The organism is Streptomyces sp. NPDC002958 (genome assembly GCF_055563255.1).
On the sequence record NZ_JBVHDS010000016.1, the window covers coordinates 101,926 to 118,149 of the forward strand.

Annotated in this window: 17 protein-coding genes and 1 pseudogene; 6 read left to right on the plus strand and 12 right to left on the minus strand. The window is 69.7% G+C overall.

What is annotated here, in order from left to right; genetic code table 11:
* Positions 1-12 precede the first annotated feature (12 nt).
* The 5 genes from ACZ3IC_RS24535 to ACZ3IC_RS24555 form a co-directional block, all read right to left on the minus strand.
* Entirely contained in the window at positions 13-2,058 is a 2,046-nt protein-coding gene (locus tag ACZ3IC_RS24535; RefSeq protein WP_467419194.1) for a bifunctional aldolase/short-chain dehydrogenase, read from the minus strand.
* A gap of 52 nt (positions 2,059-2,110) precedes the next feature.
* Positions 2,111-3,277: an L-rhamnose isomerase gene (gene rhaI, locus ACZ3IC_RS24540; protein ID WP_467419197.1), complete on the minus strand. Its 1,167-nt coding sequence runs from the start codon at positions 3,275-3,277 to the stop codon at positions 2,111-2,113.
* A gap of 375 nt (positions 3,278-3,652) precedes the next feature.
* The gene (locus ACZ3IC_RS24545; RefSeq protein WP_405682167.1) at positions 3,653-3,880 is read right to left on the minus strand and encodes a hypothetical protein; all 228 of its coding nucleotides are present in this window, start codon (positions 3,878-3,880) and stop codon (positions 3,653-3,655) included.
* 85 nt (positions 3,881-3,965) lie between these two features.
* Complete coding sequence (locus tag ACZ3IC_RS24550) at positions 3,966-4,460, minus strand: hypothetical protein (protein ID WP_467419261.1); 495 nt, start codon at positions 4,458-4,460, stop codon at positions 3,966-3,968.
* Between the two features lie 221 nt (positions 4,461-4,681).
* A complete protein-coding gene (locus ACZ3IC_RS24555) occupies positions 4,682-4,960 on the minus strand; it encodes a hypothetical protein (protein ID WP_467419200.1) in 279 nt (92 codons plus the stop codon).
* 154 nt (positions 4,961-5,114) lie between these two features.
* Between ACZ3IC_RS24555 and ACZ3IC_RS24560 the strand changes: the two genes are divergently transcribed.
* Both ACZ3IC_RS24560 and ACZ3IC_RS24565 read left to right on the plus strand, forming a co-directional pair.
* On the plus strand, positions 5,115-5,960 hold the full coding sequence (locus tag ACZ3IC_RS24560; protein WP_467419202.1) for a pentapeptide repeat-containing protein: 846 nt from the start codon (positions 5,115-5,117) through the stop codon (positions 5,958-5,960).
* Positions 5,961-6,111: 151 nt separating this feature from the next.
* Positions 6,112-6,258, plus strand: a pseudogene (locus ACZ3IC_RS24565) (radical SAM protein); the annotation flags it as partial.
* On the opposite strand, the gene ACZ3IC_RS24570 reads toward ACZ3IC_RS24565, so the two are convergent.
* The 3 genes from ACZ3IC_RS24570 to ACZ3IC_RS24580 all read right to left on the minus strand — a co-directional run bounded on the left by ACZ3IC_RS24570 (position 6,212) and on the right by ACZ3IC_RS24580 (position 9,098).
* Positions 6,212-7,546: an amidohydrolase gene (locus tag ACZ3IC_RS24570; RefSeq protein WP_467419204.1), complete on the minus strand. Its 1,335-nt coding sequence runs from the start codon at positions 7,544-7,546 to the stop codon at positions 6,212-6,214. The pseudogene ACZ3IC_RS24565 and the gene ACZ3IC_RS24570 overlap by 47 nt on opposite strands.
* Before the next feature lie 398 nt (positions 7,547-7,944).
* Positions 7,945-8,223: a hypothetical protein gene (locus tag ACZ3IC_RS24575; protein ID WP_467419206.1), complete on the minus strand. Its 279-nt coding sequence runs from the start codon at positions 8,221-8,223 to the stop codon at positions 7,945-7,947.
* Positions 8,220-9,098 carry a class I SAM-dependent methyltransferase gene (locus ACZ3IC_RS24580; protein WP_467419208.1) on the minus strand — a complete coding sequence of 293 codons (879 nt, stop codon included), beginning with the start codon at positions 9,096-9,098 and terminating at the stop codon, positions 8,220-8,222. Before ACZ3IC_RS24580 ends, ACZ3IC_RS24575 begins: the two co-directional genes overlap by 4 nt.
* Before the next feature lie 605 nt (positions 9,099-9,703).
* Between ACZ3IC_RS24580 and ACZ3IC_RS24585 the strand changes: the two genes are divergently transcribed.
* From ACZ3IC_RS24585 to ACZ3IC_RS24600, 4 genes are all read left to right on the plus strand, one after another.
* Positions 9,704-10,222 carry a toxin-antitoxin system HicB family antitoxin gene (locus tag ACZ3IC_RS24585; protein WP_467419209.1) on the plus strand — a complete coding sequence of 173 codons (519 nt, stop codon included), beginning with the start codon at positions 9,704-9,706 and terminating at the stop codon, positions 10,220-10,222.
* A gap of 81 nt (positions 10,223-10,303) precedes the next feature.
* A complete protein-coding gene (locus tag ACZ3IC_RS24590) occupies positions 10,304-11,146 on the plus strand; it encodes a DUF4097 family beta strand repeat-containing protein (protein WP_467419212.1) in 843 nt (280 codons plus the stop codon).
* Positions 11,147-11,228: 82 nt separating this feature from the next.
* Positions 11,229-12,224 (plus strand): ATP-binding cassette domain-containing protein, encoded by a 996-nt coding sequence (locus ACZ3IC_RS24595; RefSeq protein ID WP_467419214.1) that lies wholly within the window; start codon positions 11,229-11,231, stop codon positions 12,222-12,224.
* A complete protein-coding gene (locus ACZ3IC_RS24600; protein ID WP_467419216.1) occupies positions 12,221-13,012 on the plus strand; it encodes an ABC transporter permease in 792 nt (263 codons plus the stop codon). Before ACZ3IC_RS24595 ends, ACZ3IC_RS24600 begins: the two co-directional genes overlap by 4 nt.
* Here the strand turns inward: ACZ3IC_RS24600 and ACZ3IC_RS24605 are convergent.
* From ACZ3IC_RS24605 to ACZ3IC_RS24620, 4 genes are read right to left on the minus strand one after another with little or no spacing between them, the layout of a single operon-like run.
* On the minus strand, positions 12,993-13,208 hold the full coding sequence (locus ACZ3IC_RS24605) for a hypothetical protein (RefSeq protein ID WP_467419218.1): 216 nt from the start codon (positions 13,206-13,208) through the stop codon (positions 12,993-12,995). The genes ACZ3IC_RS24600 and ACZ3IC_RS24605 overlap by 20 nt on opposite strands.
* A 17-nt stretch (positions 13,209-13,225) precedes the next feature.
* Positions 13,226-14,443: a cytochrome P450 gene (locus tag ACZ3IC_RS24610; protein ID WP_467419219.1), complete on the minus strand. Its 1,218-nt coding sequence runs from the start codon at positions 14,441-14,443 to the stop codon at positions 13,226-13,228.
* A gap of 30 nt (positions 14,444-14,473) precedes the next feature.
* Positions 14,474-15,847 carry an NAD(P)/FAD-dependent oxidoreductase gene (locus ACZ3IC_RS24615; RefSeq protein ID WP_467419222.1) on the minus strand — a complete coding sequence of 458 codons (1,374 nt, stop codon included), beginning with the start codon at positions 15,845-15,847 and terminating at the stop codon, positions 14,474-14,476.
* A complete protein-coding gene (locus ACZ3IC_RS24620; RefSeq protein ID WP_467419224.1) occupies positions 15,837-16,046 on the minus strand; it encodes a ferredoxin in 210 nt (69 codons plus the stop codon). The genes ACZ3IC_RS24615 and ACZ3IC_RS24620 overlap by 11 nt, the downstream gene beginning before the upstream one ends.
* Positions 16,047-16,224 lie beyond the last annotated feature (178 nt).

A 16,224-nucleotide genomic window follows, 5' to 3' on the forward strand; every position in this document is an offset into this window, starting at 1 on the left:
ATCTCATCCGGGTCATCGCAGGAACGCCGCGGCCACGCCGGCGTCGACGGGAATGTGCAGGCCGGTCGTGTGCGTGAGGTCCCCGCCGGTCAGCGCGAAGACGGCGTTCGCGACGTGCTCCGGGAGCACCTCGCGCTTGAGGAGGGTCCGCTGGGCGTAGAACTCGCCGAGCTTCTCCTCCTCGATGCCGTACGTTGCCGCGCGCTGGGCGCCCCAGCCGGCCGCGAAGATCCCCGAACCGCGCACCACACCGTCGGGATTGATGCCGTTGACCCGGATACCGTGCTCGCCCAACTCGGCCGCCAGCAGTCGCACCTGGTGAGCCTGATCGGCCTTGGTCGCCGAGTAGGCGATGTTGTCCGAGCCGGCGAACACCGCGTTCTTCGAAGCGATGTAGACGATGTCGCCGCCGAGCTTCTGCGCCCGCATCACCCGGGCGGCTTCGCGCGAGACCAGGAACGAGCCGCGCGCCATGATGTCGTGCTGAAGATCCCAGTCCCGGGCCGTGGTTTCGAGCAGCGGCTTCGAGATCGAGATTCCGGCATTGTTCACGACGAGATCCACACCGCCGAACGCGAGCTTTGCGGCCTTGAACGCCCCGACGATCTGCTTCTCGACGGTCACGTCGACCGTCACTGCGACGGCCTTGTCGGGGCCGCCGAGCTCCTGCGCCACCGAGGCGGCGTTCTCCGCGTCGAGGTCCGCGACGACGACACACGCACCCTCCGCGACCAGCCGGTGCGCGATGGCCTTGCCGATTCCGGACCCCGCGCCCGTGACCAGCGCCACCCGGGTGGCCAGCGGCTTGGGTTCCGGCATCCGGCTCAGCTTGGCCTCCTCCAGCTCCCAGTACTCGATCCGGAACTTCTCGGACTCCTCGATCGGCGCGTACGAGGAGACAGCCTCGGCGCCGCGCATCACATTGATGGCATTGAGATAGAACTCCCCGGCGACCCGGGCAGTCTGCTTGTCCTTGCCGAAGGAGTACATGCCGACCCCGGGTACCAGCACGATCGCCGGGTCCGCGCCGCGCATCGTGGGGGAGTCGGGGGTTGCGTGACGCTCGTAGTACGCGCGATACGCCTCCCGGTACTCCCCGTGAAGCACTTTCAGACGTGCCTCCGCCTCGTCCAGGGGCGCGTCCGCGGGCAGGTCCAGGACCAGCGGGCTGACCTTCGTACGAAGGAAATGGTCCGGGCACGAGGTGCCTAGCGCGGCGAGCCGCGGGTGCTCGGTGCGGGAAAGGAAGTCCAGCACGGGCCCCGTGTCAGTGAAATGTCCCACCTGCGGACGGTCGGTGGAGGCCAGACCGCGGATCAGCGGGGCGAGCGCGGCGGCCCGATCCCGGCGCTGCTCCTCGGCGAGGGCCTCCCGGCCGGCCCACACGGGGCCAAACGGCTCCGCCCCGCCCCGCTGCTCCAGGAACGTCTCGGCAGTGCGGATCATCCAGAGTGCGTTGCGTTCGCACTCCGCGGACGTCTCGCCCCAGGCTGTGATGCCATGGCCGCCGAGGATCACACCGACGGCCTGCGGGTTGGCCCCCTTGACCGCGGCGATGTCCAGACCGAGCTGGAATCCGGGCCTGCGCCAGCCCACCCAGGCCACTTTGTCGCCGAAACACTCCGCCGTGAGCTTCTCACCGTCGGCGGAGCACGCCAGCGCGATCCCCGAGTCCGGGTGCAGATGATCTACGTGCGCGGCCTCGACCAGCGCGTGCATCGCCGTATCGATGGACGGAGCAGCACCACCCTTGCCGTGCAGGCAGTAGTCGAACGCCGACACCATCTCGTCCTCGCGCTCCACCCCCGGATACACGTCCTTGAGCGCACGCACCCGGTCCAGGCGCAGCACGGCGAGACCGGCCTCGGCCAGCGTGCCGAGATCGCCACCGGACCCCTTGACCCACAGCAGCTCCGCCTCGCCACCGGTGACCGGGTCGGTGTCGGTGGCCTTGACCGATGTGTTGCCACCTGCGTAGTTGGTGTTGCGGGCGTCGGAGCCGATGCGGTGGGCGCGCTCCAGGAGCGCGGCGACTTCGGCGTGCGTCGCGGACGTCATGAGATTCCTTCGGAGTCGGGGGTCATGTGGGTACGGGGGAGGGGACGGGGGCTCAGGCACCCCAGCCGGCCTGCTCACCACCGACCCGGGCGGCGGCGATGCGCTCCTGATTGCCCGAGGCCAGATATGCGGCGAACGGATCCCCGGCCAGGCCGAGCTCCTCACGCACCTCGGCGAGCAGCGGACGGACATCGGTGTTGTACGCGTCCATCAGGACGCCGTTCGCGGCCAGCACATCGCCGGACCGCTGCGCGTCGCCCAGCGCGTCCATGTCGATCAGCAACGCCTTGGCGGTCGCTTCCTGCACATTGGCGACCGAACGGATCACGGCGGGGATCTTCGCCTCGATGTTGTGGCACTGGTCGAGCATGAAGTTGACGTTCGTCTCGGACTTCAGACCGCCGTTCTTGACCACCTCGTGCATGATCCGGAACAACTGGAACGGATCGGCGGCCCCGACCATCAGATCGTCGTCCGCGTAGAACCGGGAGTTGAAGTCGAACGCGCCGAGCTTCCCCGCACGCAACAGGAACGCCACGATGAACTCGATGTTGGTGCCCGGCGCGTGGTGCCCGGTGTCCACGACCACGTGGGCCTTCGGACCGAGGTTCAGGCAGTGCGCGTACGCCGTACCCCAGTCCGGCACATCCGTCGTGTAGAACGCGGGCTCGAAGAGCTTGTACTCCAGCAGCATCCGCTGGTCGGCCCCCAGCCGCTCGTACACCTCGGACAGTGCCTCGGAAAGCCGGTCCTGGCGGGCCACGATGTCGTCCTGCCCGGGGTAGTTCGTGCCGTCGGAGAACCAGAGCTTGAGATCGCGAGACCCGGTCGCGTCCATGATGTCGATGCACTCCAACAGATGGTCCGTGGCCTTGCGGCGCACCTTCGGCTCGGGGTGCGTGACCGAACCCAGCTTGAAGTCGTCGTCCTGGAAGACGTTGGAGTTGATCGCACCGATCCGCAGCCCGAGATCCGCGGCGTGCCGGGTCAGCGCGGAGTAGTCCTCGACCTTGTCCCACGGAATGTGCAACGACACCTTCGGCGCCACTCCCGTGAACGCGTTCACCTGCGCAGCGTCCTCCAGCTTCTCGAACGGGTCGCGCGGCACTCCAGGCTGCGCGAACACCTTGAATCGAGTCCCGGAGTTTGCGTACCCCCACGACGGTGTCTCGATCACCTGGGACTTCAGAGCTGCCTTGACGGCCGACACATCAGACATGAACACCTCGCAAGCGGAGTCATCCAGCGACCACTAGTCGTTCGGAGGATGTGAATCGTTTCATCTTCAACGCACGCTAGGTTTGTCGCCAGCCTCCAGTCAAGCGGCCGGGTGAGTTCTCTTGCACCGCTTGAATCAATTCATCATGCAGGGGAAGCGCACCCCCGCAGAGGTGACTGACCACTGTGGTGATCCGCAAAGTGCCCGGTCCGTCGGCTCGTGCAGAGCTTGGTGGCGCTCAGTCGCGACGAGGCGAAGAGTGATGGCACGACGGCGGTCACGTCCGCCGCACGCCGCACGCCGCACGGGGCCGGCCTACCCGGTCCGCCCGGCGCTGGAGTACACCGCGACTGCGATGTCGATCAGCAGGTGCGTTCAGCGACCACTACCGGACATGCTCGGTTGAAGCGAGCGTACGAGATCGAAGAACCGGGACTCGTTGCCGCAGAGCCCCGCACGCTCCAGCGCGCCATCGGCCTCGGCAATCGGAGAGGCGAGCAGTGGCACATACAAGGGGCCTTCGTCCGGCTCCGCGAGCGCGGCCCGAGTGGCCTCCAGCAGTCGGACATACGCCTGGGCCGCGGCGAGTTCGTCATTGCGCATCTCAGCATCTCCCGGTCAGAGGTGTCGGACCCACCAGCATCCCCCATGGGTCTGACAACGCCCTTCCACAGCGGCGCCGGGCCGCCTACCAGCCGCCGTTCGGCCGTCGTGTACCGGCCGGTGGTTCGACCTCCAGAAATCTTCGACGGCGCGGCCCGCGGTACAACAACACCGTCCAGCCCAACCCCCGCAGCACGTCCGCGCACCGCGCCAGCTCGCCCTCCTCCGCATGGGCGGCCCCACTGCCGGGCGGACCGAGCCATTCGACTTTGACGCTGCCCGGCGCCTCGCCCTGCTCCAGGCGGTACCCGGTCGCCGTGCGCAGTCCGGATTCGTCAACGGCCGAGGCAGCCAGGCCCGATGCCTCCAGGGCCAGGGCGACGGCCCGTATCGGCCGGTGGGTCTCCCACTGTGCGGGTACGCCCTCCGGGTCCGCGTGTCCGGTGTTCGTCAGGCGCCGGATCTGCAGCATTCCCTCGAATGCCGTCCGCACCGAAGCGGCGCGCCTTCCGCCCGTTTCCAGAACCGTTGGGCCGTCCCCGGTGGCCGGTTCGAAGCCGGTCTCGTGCTCGGTGCCCATCAGCGTCCCCTTCGCCGTGCCGTACTGCCGCCAGTGTGCATGACCCCACTGACAACGTTCGGGCGAGAGGCATTGGCCGTCTCGACCGGGTCGGCGGCCCCGCCGCGCCCAATGCCCCTGGCTACCCCGCGACGGAACGTCCCCTTCACCGGACGCCGACGATCCGGCCCCGCCGATGATCTTGCCCGGATTGAGAATGCCGTGCGGGTCCAGCGCAGCCTTCACCGCGTGATGCATGCCCAGCACCGCGGGACCTCCCGGATCGAGCAGACGACCGGGTCGCTGCTGGTGCACGGGGCATCCGGAGCGGACACAGCCGGGAGCGCGGGAGCGGTCGACGGTGCGACGCCTGGGGCTGCCAGTGCCGTACCAGGGGCGAACAGTGCGCTGCCCGCCACGGTGAGCAGCGGAAGCAGAAGGGCGACGATCAGTCTGCGGATGAGCGGGCCGCGGTACGACGCGGAGAAGGGCCAGACGGAAGACATCGTACGTACAGGCATGAAGAGAGGCTCTTTTCGCCAAAGGAACAGGGCGAAACGGACGTTACGGTGACCGGGGTGTCAGAGAGCGATCACGAAATCGGCGCGTTACGGGTGACGGATCCCGATAGGGTCGACCGTCCGACAGCTACATACCCCAGAGGATGCACGCACCGTGTCTGACAACGTCCAGGGACCCGGCGCCGACCGCCCCGACCGCGCCCCGCTGCGCGCCGACTGTGCGAACTGTTTCGGGCTGTGCTGCGTCGCGCTGACCCTCACCCGGTCCGCAGACTTCGCGATCAACAAGGATGCCGGTAAGCCCTGCCGCAATCTGCAGGAGGACTTCCGCTGCGGTATTCACACCCGACTACGGACCCAGGGCTTCCCCGGCTGTACCGTGTACGACTGCTTCGGAGCCGGCCAGAAGGTTTCTGGCGAGACCTTCCACGGGCAGGACTGGCGCAGGGCACCGCAGACCGCCCAGCAGATGTTTCAGGTGTTCCCGGTCATGCGACAGCTTCATGAACTCCTCTGGTACCTCACGGAAGCGCTGTCCCTGGAACCGGCGCGCTCCCTCCACGGCGAGATCCGGCGCAGCCTCGACGAGACGGAACGCCTCACCCACCTCCCGGCGGACGCGTTCACGGAACTGGACGTGGCAGGGCACCGCGACGACGTCGCTGCCCTCCTGCTCCGTACCAGCGAACTGGTACGAGCCACTGCTCCCCGCAGGAAGAAGCGCGACCACCGCGGCGCCGACCTCATCGGAGCCAGGCTCAAGAGCGCCGATCTGCAGGGCGCCGATCTGCGAGGTGCGTACCTCATCGCAGCGGACCTCACCGGTGCCGATCTGCGTCTGGCCGATCTGATCGGCGCCGACTTCCGGGACGCGGACCTGTCAGGCGCCGACCTCAGCGGGAGTCTCTTCCTCACCCAGGCCCAGCTCAACGCGGCCAGGGGCGACATGGCGACGAAACTCCCGCCCTCGCTCAGCCGCCCCACGCACTGGCACCGGTGATTCCCGGCCCGGACCGCCATTCTGACGGCCCGGGCAATGCCCGCGCGGCACCCGGACCATCGGCCGGCGCGGTTGGGCACCGCCGACGCCCCGTGGTTCGTTGCACAGTGTGGCGTACCCGGAACGCCTTCGACGACCGGACCGAGGAGTCCCGTACGTACTCAGTGACAAGGAGAGCGGTGACGTCGACCACGGAACCCTTCCCGAGCTCGGCGCGGCCGCACTCCGCCGTCCGTCCGAGGAGATAGTGCTCACCGGAGGCCCGTACGACCTGCGCAGGACCGTGGTGTCGGTACGCCGAGACACTCGCGTGGGAGTCGGTCAGCCGCACCACCGGCTGCGACGCATGACGGCCGTGGGCGGCCGGGCCGCGCGTGCTCGGCCATGGCCGCGGCGAAGGCGTCCGCGACGGTGTCGATGGCCCGGTCGCCGGTGACGTCGACGCCCAGCTGGTGCCCGGCGGCGTGGACACGCCGGATCATGGCGTCGATCTCGGCGGTCCGCTCGGTGTCGGTCTCGCCGCCGACGCACAGGGAGCCGCAGCCGCCGCCGACGTACGGCTCGTGCATCCAGGCCGTCTTGTTGGGGACGATGCCGTCGGCGAAGATCTTGACCCCGTGGATCACGAGGCGGCGCGGATCGGCGTCGCCGAACTCGTCGAGGGCGGTGAGGGTGCGGGCGAACTCCTCGGTGGTGCTCGCCATTCCGGTGGGCAGGAGCAGGACGCCGACGCGGGCGGTCAGTTCGCCGTCGGCCAGCAGCCGGCGGTAGACGTCGAGGGTCTCCGCGCCGAGCGCGCCCCGCATGATGCCGACGCCGCCGGGGCCGAGCCCGGGCTCGGTGTAGCTGGTCACGCCGAGCCGGGCGAGCGTGGCGAGGGTCGACCTGATCGCGTCGGTCCGCTCCTGCCGACTGAGCGGCGGCAGCGCGTTCTGGACGAGGGCCTGGGCCCCCTCGTGGAGCAGCCCGGTCGGCTCCCCGGCTTCGTCCACGACGATGGCCCCGCCGGGCGGCGCGACGGTGCGCCGGCCGATCCCGATGAGCTCCAGTGCCTTGGAGTTGACCCAGGTGGCGTGCCCGGAGAAGGAGTAGAGGACAACGGGGTGGTCCGGGCTCACGGCGTCGAGGTCGCGCCGCGAGGGCAGCCGCGACGGATCGGAGACGCACTCGTCGAGATAACCGGTGTCCCAGCCGTGCCCCGTGATCCACTGCCCGCCTGGAACCCGCCCGACGGCCTCCCGTACCGCCTCGGCCACATCCGCGAGGGAGGACACGGCGGGATGGCCGAGGTCGAGGGAGAGCGGCGGCGTCGCCATGCCGAAGGCGCATCCGTGCAGATGGGAATCGTTGATACCGGGAAGCAGCGTCGCCCCCCCCCGCAGGTCGACGACGCGGGTGCCGGGTCCGACGAGCGGCGCGATGTCGTCCCGCCCACCGACGCACTGATGACCCCACCGGTCACCGCCAAAGCCGAGGCAACGGAGAACTCCGCATCGACCGTGACCACCCGCCCGCCGAGAAACACCAGATCCGCATACGTGTCCACAAAAAAAGGTCCTTTCGAAAACCGGGCGCACCACGGCCACCCGCGAACAATCTCCCGAGGACTATGGCCACGCCCCCACCCCCCCGCACATCGCCTGCGCGTGTCCCGTCTGCGCAGGTGGGTCGCCCCAGCGGCGGCCCGCCGCAAGCCACTTCGTACGCGGCCTGTGCTACGGCGCCGGCACCCTGGCCACCAGCACTGTCGCGATCTGGCTCCAGCAGCACTTCTGACCGCGCCCCGCTTGCCTCCATCCCGCTGCCACCGGTCACGCCGTCTTGCCGAACGTCCTGAGCGCAGCCTCACGCGGCGGTGCCCCTGCGCGGTCAGCTCGTGCGCGCCGTATGGCGGCCGCGTGGGTGACGGCGGCCTGGCGGCGTCCGTGAGGGCGGCGAGGTAGGTGCACAGCGCGCGGACGGGGCAGCTGCCCGGGTCGGTGCCCTACAGGACGGCGTTCGTGGTGTGCTTGTGGACTTTCTTCCGGTACACGGTCACGTCGGAGCCGAGCTCCGTCTCCACGGCGGCGGCGAGGTCCAGGGCGACCGGTTCGGAGACGCGGGCCGCCGTGTCGAAGCCGAGCAGCACCGGGGCGTTTCGCTTCCCGGTGAGAGTGGCCCGGTCCACCCCGGCGAGCGTGGTGCGTATCTGCGCGGGCAGGGCCGCCGTCGCCTGCTTTGGCTGCGCGGCCGCCGCCTTCGCCTGCGCGAGCGTGGCGATCACGGGGCAGGTTTGCCAGCACGGACCATGACGTAGCCCATTTTGTCCCGGCACAGGTCGAGGATCAGCGGATAGGCCGAGTCCAGTTGCGCGGCGAGGTCGGTACCCAGGAGTTCCTCGATCTGCCGGCGACGTGCCGCGAAGATCTGGGGGATCAGGTGGTAGGTGGGTGTGAAGTCGCCGGTCCTGTCACGTACGCGGTCGATGGTAAAGCCGGCCTGCTGGGCGAGGGTCGGGTAGTCGTCGAGGGAGCCGGGTAGGGGAGCGAGCGCGAAGCCTGCGCGGAAGAGCGCCACGTCCTGGTCGGTGAACGGGACGTGTTCGAAGCAGTCCGCGAGGACGAGCCGGCCACCGGGACGCAGGACGCGCCTGGCCTCGTGCAGAGCGCGGGGGCGGTCGGCGAAGTGGGCGAACGACTCGATCGCCCACACGGCGTCGAACGACGCGTCCTCGAACGGCAGGTTCATCGCGTCGGCCTGCAAGAACTCGGTGCGGTCGGCGACGCCGGCGCGTGCGGCGCGGTCGCGGGCCTGCTCTACCTGGGCGCTGCTGGCGGTGATGCCGAGGACATGCCCGCCGGAGACATGGGCCAGACGCACCGTGGGCCGTCCGGTGCCACAGCCCACGTCCAGCGCCCGTTGCCCGGGCCCGAGGGCGAGCTCGTCGATCAGTTCGTCGGTCCACCGGTCCTGCGCCGCTGTCAGCTCCTGCCACGCCTCGTCCGCCGACAGCGTCCGCCCGGGTTTCGGGCGCACCCCGTCGTCCCACATGCCCAGGTGCATGCTGTCGCCCATCGTCAGGCTGTACAGGCCCCCCAAGCGGTCGTACCACGCTCCGACCTCCTGCACGGAAGGCCCCTGATCCGCTGCCTGCTCCATGACGCCCTCCCTGCGCGGACCGGTCCGGTCCGATACGCCGCGCCCGGCTCCTTGTCGCCGTGCGCCCTTCAGCATGCGGGGCCGGTGAACCTGTGGGGAAGGGCGCGTGGGGCGGAGCTCGGCGCACCTCGGTGCGCCCCCGCACCACAACGGCTAGTGCTGCGACCGCATGGGTTCGCCTCGGGCACCCGCGACCTCGTCGTAGCCGAGGTGCAGCTTGCCAGTAGCTCCCGCGCCCACCCCGCGTTCTCGTGCATCCGCACGGCGCAGTAGGCCTTCGCCAGGGCTGACTGCTCGTCCCGGTAGACCCCGGCGTCCTGCAGCTGGGCCAGGCGCGTCACCATCCCGCACGAGGCCGTGGCGTTGCCGAGCATGTTCACCAGCAGGTCCTGCACGAGACGGCCCGTGCTCCACGGCTGGTGCCGGGGTGGCGCCAGGCGGTGCCGCATCGGTGCCACCGTTAGTGCCGAAACCCCCGTGGCGCCACATTGGCCCAAGCTGACAACAGTGCATTTCCGCAGCTCAGAGTGATTGCGCCAGATCTCGGCACGGAGGAGTCGCCTTGCAGGTTGCGCAAGGCGCCATTGTGGTGCCATCATGGCGTCATGGACCTCACTCCGTATGTCGACACCCTCCGCCGCGAACTCGCGGTGGCCGCTGAAGCCGGCGGCGACGAAGCCCGCGAGCTGGCCGAGAGGCTCACCGCCCCCCTGGAGTCGGCGGCCCGGCTGACCATGCTCAATGTGCTCTCCGCCGCGATGGATGAGATCACCCGCGAAATCGCCCCCGGCTCGGTCGACGTACGGCTGCGAGGGCTCGACCCCGACTTCGTGGTGACACCACCGCCTGCCGACGGTGGTGCCCCCGCGGAGCCGGCCGCGTCTGTCGAACCACTCAAGGCGCAGGCGCCCGCCGACGGTGACGAGGGCGGCACCGCCCGCGTCAATCTGCGTCTGCCGGCCCACCTCAAGGCGCGCGCCGAGGAGGCCGCGAGCCGCGAGGGCCTATCGGTCAACGCGTGGCTGGTGCGGGCCGTGTCGGCCGCGGTCGACGGCGGCACCCGGCCGCGTACGACGGAGAAGACCCGGACCATCGGACAGAGCTTCACGGGCTGGGTGCGCTAGCCGCGCCCCCGCCGCACCACTTCACCCACAACACGTCCCACCAGCGGGGACGTCCCGAAGACCCAAGAGGACGGGACAGCCATGCCTTCTTTCGACACTCCCGAACCGATCTCGGTCACCGCGCGCGTGGAGGCCGGTTCCATCCAGTTCACCGCGGGTGACGGCCTCGCCACCGTCGTCGAGGTGCAGCCGCGCGACCTCAGGAAGGACCTGGACGTGCGGGCGGCCGACCAGACCGAGGTCACGTACGCGAGCGGCGTACTGACCGTCAGGACGCCCAAGTCCAATCTGTTCGGCCGCACCGGCACCGTCGACGTGACGGTCGAACTGCCCACCGGTTCACGCATCGACATGACCGGTGCCTGGGCCCAGGTGCTCGGCGAGGGCCGGCTCGGCGAGGTCCGCGTGAAGACCTCGTCCGGCGATGTCCGCCTCGATGCGACCGGCCCGCTGAAGCTGACCGCGTCGCACGGCTCGATCACCGTGGACCGGGTCGAGGGCCTGGCCGAGATCACCACCAGCTCCGGCAGCCTGCGCGTCGGCCTGGTCGACGGCCCCGCCGTCCTGAAGAACTCGCACGGCACCACGACCGTCGGCGCCGCGACCGGCGAGCTGCGAGTGAGCGGTGCCAACGGCGACATCGAGATCCGGCGCGCCGAGGACTCGGTCACCGCCACCACCGCCCACGGCACCCTGCGCGTGGGCGAAGTGGCCCGCGGCACCATTCAGTTGGAGACCTCCTACGGTGCCATCGAGGTCGGCGTCCGCGAGGGCACGGCCGCCTGGCTCGACGTCAGCTCGGGCTCCGGCCAGGTGCGCAACACGCTCACCGTGTCCGAGACCCCGGAGAAGACCGAGGACACCGTCAAGGTCCGCGCCCGCACCCGGCACGGCAACATCGACGTCCGCCGCGCCACGGCCTGACCCCGGAAGAACCAGCCTCAACTCATCCACTTCCCCAGCCGCTTCAGCCTTCGAACGGGAGGGCTCCATGCCTTCTTCTGTCATGCCCACATCCAGACAGGGTGACAATCACCCGTCGCCGGCCGCCGTCTCCACCGTCGGTCTGCGCAAGGCGTACGGCGACAAGACCGTCCTCGACGGCATCGATCTGCGCATCCCGGCCGGGTCCGTGTTCGCGCTGCTCGGGCCGAACGGCGCCGGCAAGACCACCGCCGTGAAGATCCTCTCCACCCTGATCAGCGCCGACGCCGGCGACATCCGCGTCGGCGGCCACGACCTGGCCGCCGACCCGCAGGCGGTCCGGTCCTCGATCGGCGTCACCGGGCAGTTCTCCGCCGTCGACGGGCTGATCACCGGTGAGGAGAACATGCTCCTCATGGCGGACCTGCACCACCTGTCCAAGCGCGAAGGGCGGCGGGTCACCGCCGAGCTGCTGGAGCGGTTCGACCTCGTCGATGCCGCCAAGAAGCCCGCCCAGAGCTACTCCGGCGGCATGAAGCGCCGCCTCGATATCGCCATGACCCTGGTCGGCAACCCGCGGATCATTTTCCTCGACGAGCCGACCACCGGCCTCGACCCGCGCTCACGGCACAGCATGTGGCAGATCATCCGCGAGCTCGTCACGGGCGGCGTCACCGTCTTCCTCACCACCCAGTACCTGGAGGAGGCCGACGAGCTCGCCGATCGTATCGCGGTGCTGAACGACGGCAAGATCGCCGCCGAGGGCAGCGCCGACGAGCTGAAGCGGCTCATCCCCGGCGGACACGTGCGACTCCGCTTCTCCGACCCGTCCACATACCAGAGCGCCGCCCTCGCCCTGCGCGACGTCACCCGGGATGACGAGACGCTGGTGTTGCAGATCCCCAGCGACGGCAGCCAGCGCGAGCTGCGCTCCATCCTCGACTGGCTGGAATCGGCCGGCATCGAGGCGGACGAGCTGACCGTGCACACGCCCGACCTCGACGACGTGTTCTTCGCGCTGACCGGCTCCACCGTGCCGAGCCAGCGCAACCAGCCCAAGAAGGAGGATGTCCGATGAGCTCCCTCTCCCTCGCCGTGCGAGACTCGTCCACGATGCTGCGGCGGAATCTGCTGCACGCGCGGCGCTACCCGTCCATGACACTGAATTTGCTGCTCACGCCGGTCATGCTGCTGCTGCTCTTCGTCTACATCTTCGGCGATGCGATGAGCGCCGGCATCGGGGGCGGCGGGGCGGACCGGTCCGAGTACCTCGCGTATCTCGTCCCGGGCATCCTGATGCTGACCATCGGCGGCACCACGATCGGCAGCGCGGTGTCCGTCGCCATGGATATGACCGAGGGCATCATCGCCCGCTTCCGTACAATGGCGATCCACCGCGGGGCGGTACTCATCGGGCACGTCGTCGGCAGCGTGCTGCAGTGCGTGATGAGCGTGGTCCTCGTCGGGGCCGTCGCGGTGGCCATCGGGTTCCGGGCCACGGACGCCACCGCCCTGGAGTGGATCCTGGCGCTGGGCCTGGTGACGCTCGTCGCCCTCGCGCTCACCTGGATCGCGGTCGGGATGGGCCTGTCCAGCCCGAACCCCGAGGCGGCCAGCAACAACGCGATGCCGCTGATGATCCTGCCGCTCCTCTCCAGCGCCTTCCTACCGGTCGACGCGATGCCGGGCTGGTTCCAGCCGATCGCCGAGTACCAGCCGTTCACCCCGGCCATCGAGACACTGCGCGGGCTGCTGCTCGGCACCGAGATCGGCCACAACGGGTGGCTGGCCGTCGTCTGGTGCCTCGGGCTGGCCTTGCTCGGCTACTTCTGGTCCAAGTCGCTGTTCAACCGCGACCCGAAGTAACGGGAGAGGGACCGGTCAGCAGCTCGAGGGCCGCGGACCGCAGCTCGTCCCACTCCAGGGCGGCGTACCCCGACACCGCGTCGGGGTACGCCGCCCCGTCGGCGTTCTGCGCCGCCTGCCGGGCCCGGGACGAGGACATTGACGGCTGCAACTCGCGCTGCACCCAAAGCCGTTCGCCCTGCGCATCGAGCACCACGCAGTCGACACTGCCGGTCAGGCGGGCTGTTGGATCTCGAGGCAGAGGTGGCGGGGTCCGCGGAGCATGGCGCTCTGCCGGTAGGGGGGCGGGTCTTGGACCAAGGTCGCGGTGCTGAGGTGGGGGATCAGTGCGCCGAGTGCGGTCTCGGCTTCGATGCGGGCGAGCGGTGCGCCGTAGCAGAGGTGGATGCCGCCGCCGAAGCCCAGGTGTTGATTGTCCCGGCGGGTGGGGTCGAACCGATCGGGGTCGTGAAACCTCTTGGGGTCGCGGTTGCCCGAGGCCAGCGCGAGTATGACGGAGGTGCCTTTGGGGATGGAGGTGCCGGCGACGTCGATGTCGGCGAGGGGGATACGTTCCCGCATGTGGACCGGGGGCTCGTAGCGCAGCAGTTCCTCCACCGCGCTGGGCAGCAGGTCGGGTTCGCGGCGCAGCCGGTCCAGTTGTTCGGGGTGGCGCAGCAGGGTGAGGACCCCGTTGGTGATCAGGTTGACCGTCGTCTCGTGTCCGGCGATGAGCAAAAGTATGGCGGTTACCGCGAGTTCGTCGCGGCTGAGCCGGAGGGACGGGTCGGGTTCGTTGATGAACGCGGACAGCATGTCGTCGCTCGGATGGCCGCGGCGCTGTTCGGCGAGGTCCACCAGGTACTGGCCCAGCTCGGCCCGCGCCTGTTGGCCCGCCCGGTCCCGCTCGGTGGTGTCCTCTTCGGGCCTGACGTCGGCAGCCGCGACGAGCGCGTCGGACCATTGCCGGAACAGCGGTTCGTCCTCGCGTGGCACACCGAGCAGTCTGCAGATGACCGTGACGGGCAGCGGGTAGGCGAAGTCGTCGACGATGTCGATCTGCTCGCGGTCCCGGAGCGCCTCGAACAGATCCATGGTGATGTCGGCGATCCGGCCGCGCATGGCGTCGACCCGGCCGGGGCTGTGCGGTGGGCCGAACGGCCGCATGGCCAGGGTGCGCAGCCTGTGGTGCTCAGGGTCGTCGAGCCGCAGGAAGGGCGGCCGCGGAACTTCCTCGGACGGACCGCTGGGCGGGGCCGGACGGTTTCGGGGATCGACGCTGATCCGCGGATCGTGGAGCAATGCGGTGATCTCGTGGTAGGTACCGACCAGATAGCTGCCGTCTGCCTGCCGCAGGACGGGCCCGGCTTCGCGGAGTTCCGCGTACAGCGGGTAGGGGTCGGGGCGGTTGGCGTAGTCGGTGATCCGTTCCAGCAGGGTGTCCGCGGTCATGATGTGGCTCCTCGGGGACGGGCGGGAGGGTCAGCCTTCGGGCTGCACCACGGTCAGCCGGCGGTCCGGCAGGTAGCCGGTCAGTGCGACGGTGGGGCCGTGGGAAAGCCCCTTCGGATCCGGCACATCGGAGGGGACCGGGATTTCGGCCGCGATCGCACGGTCCGCCGCGCCGGGCGCGGGCGGGAACGGAGCAGCGGTCTCGATCAGGTGCTGGTAGTACTCGAGCGACTTGGCCATGTTGATGGTGACCGCTGCGGTGACCCGCCCCCGGTAGCCGTACACCATTGCCAGACGGCGCGCCTCCAGCGAGCCCTGCGCGAGGACGACCTGGTCGGAGAAGGAAGGGACGCCCACAGACTTGATGTTGAGCCCGAACTGGCACGACCAGAACGCCGGCACCGCAAGGTGGGGACGCCTCAACGGCCCCGGATTCACCATGTTGTGAGCCGCCACCTCGGCCTGCGCGACTGCGTTGCCCCAGTGCTCCAAGGAGAGCATCTGGTACTCGAACAAGGGGTGCGGGAAGCGGGAGACGTCACCGGCCACGAAGACATCGTCGGTGACGATCCCGTACATGTTGAAGGCCCGGCATCCCGCGTCGCAGGCGACCCCACGCGGGCCCGCCGCAAGTCCGGAATCCGCCAGCCACTCGACGTTACGCACCGCCCCCAACGCCACGACGCACACGTCCGCCTCGACGCGGCTGCCGTCGGACAGGTCCGCACCGATGAACCGGCCGCTGCCGTCCCCGCGCAGGGAAGTGACCGTCACCCCGCACCGCAGGTCCACCCCGTGGTTCCGGTGCATTGCGGCGGCAAGCTTCGACAGCGTCCCGCCGAGCGCGCCCACCAGGGGGCCGGGGCCACGTTCGGCGACCGTCACCTCCAATCCCCGTTCCCGGCAGGCCGAGGCGATCTCCGAGCCGGTGAAGCCCCCGCCGATCACCAACACCCGCCGCGGCCCGGCGGCCAGCCGCTCGGCCAGCCACCCGCCGTCATCGCGGGTGCGCAGAGTGAACACCCCGTCCAGGGCGGCCTCCTCCGGGTTGGGCCAGGGCCGCGCCCGGGTCCCGGTGGCGATCAGCAGCCGGTCGAACGGCAGCGCGTCCCCGTCGGCCAGCAGCACCCGCTTCCCCATGGGGTCCAGACCAGTGGCTCGCACCCCCAGCCGCCACTCGGCGTCCGGATCCCGGCGCATCGGCAGCCCGGTGGTGTCCGCAGCCACCGGACCGAGCAGCACCTGCTTGGACAGCGGCGGTCTGTCATAGGGCGGGTAGGGCTCATCTCCCACCACGGTCAGTGAGCCGGTGAAGCCCTCCTCACGCAGTGTCTCGGCGGCCCTCAACCCGGCCAGCGACGCACCGACGATGACGATCCGGCCCTCCCACAGGTCACCGGTCACCGGCGCTCACCTCCTCACCGACGAGGATGGCCTGGACCGGGCACGCCGCCGCGGCCTGGCGCACGCGCTCCAGCTGTTCGTCGGGGACCGTTGGCGCGTACAGCAACGCCTCCTCCCCGTGCAGCTGGAACACCTCCGGTGCGAGGAACACGCACTGCGCATAGCCCTGGCAGCGCGTGAGGTCCACAACGATCCGCATCCCACCACTCCCTTCGTCGCCTCACCCCCTCCTCCCTTTCCACAGTGAGGGAAGAATCGGAAGCTCGCCCGGCCACTGCGCCGGAGGCGGGGCAGGAACAGGGTTCACAGGACAGGAGGAAATCGGACAGCGACGGGCCGACAAACAGCGCCGCATGGAAGTGAGGTACCTCGGCTCT

Coding starts and splice junctions, on each gene's coding strand:
- ACZ3IC_RS24585 (WP_467419209.1), top strand. CDS start 9,704: ATGGACCTCACTCCGTATGTCGACACCCTCCGCCGCGAACTCGCGGTG.
- ACZ3IC_RS24620 (WP_467419224.1), bottom strand. CDS start 16,046: ATGCGGATCGTTGTGGACCTCACGCGCTGCCAGGGCTATGCGCAGTGC.
- ACZ3IC_RS24590 (WP_467419212.1), top strand. CDS start 10,304: ATGCCTTCTTTCGACACTCCCGAACCGATCTCGGTCACCGCGCGCGTG.
- ACZ3IC_RS24610 (WP_467419219.1), bottom strand. CDS start 14,443: ATGACCGCGGACACCCTGCTGGAACGGATCACCGACTACGCCAACCGC.
- ACZ3IC_RS24580 (WP_467419208.1), bottom strand. CDS start 9,098: ATGGAGCAGGCAGCGGATCAGGGGCCTTCCGTGCAGGAGGTCGGAGCG.
- rhaI (WP_467419197.1), bottom strand. CDS start 3,277: ATGTCTGATGTGTCGGCCGTCAAGGCAGCTCTGAAGTCCCAGGTGATC.
- ACZ3IC_RS24555 (WP_467419200.1), bottom strand. CDS start 4,960: ATGCCTGTACGTACGATGTCTTCCGTCTGGCCCTTCTCCGCGTCGTAC.
- ACZ3IC_RS24600 (WP_467419216.1), top strand. CDS start 12,221: ATGAGCTCCCTCTCCCTCGCCGTGCGAGACTCGTCCACGATGCTGCGG.
- ACZ3IC_RS24535 (WP_467419194.1), bottom strand. CDS start 2,058: ATGACGTCCGCGACGCACGCCGAAGTCGCCGCGCTCCTGGAGCGCGCC.
- ACZ3IC_RS24595 (WP_467419214.1), top strand. CDS start 11,229: ATGCCCACATCCAGACAGGGTGACAATCACCCGTCGCCGGCCGCCGTC.
- ACZ3IC_RS24545 (WP_405682167.1), bottom strand. CDS start 3,880: ATGCGCAATGACGAACTCGCCGCGGCCCAGGCGTATGTCCGACTGCTG.
- ACZ3IC_RS24550 (WP_467419261.1), bottom strand. CDS start 4,460: ATGGGCACCGAGCACGAGACCGGCTTCGAACCGGCCACCGGGGACGGC.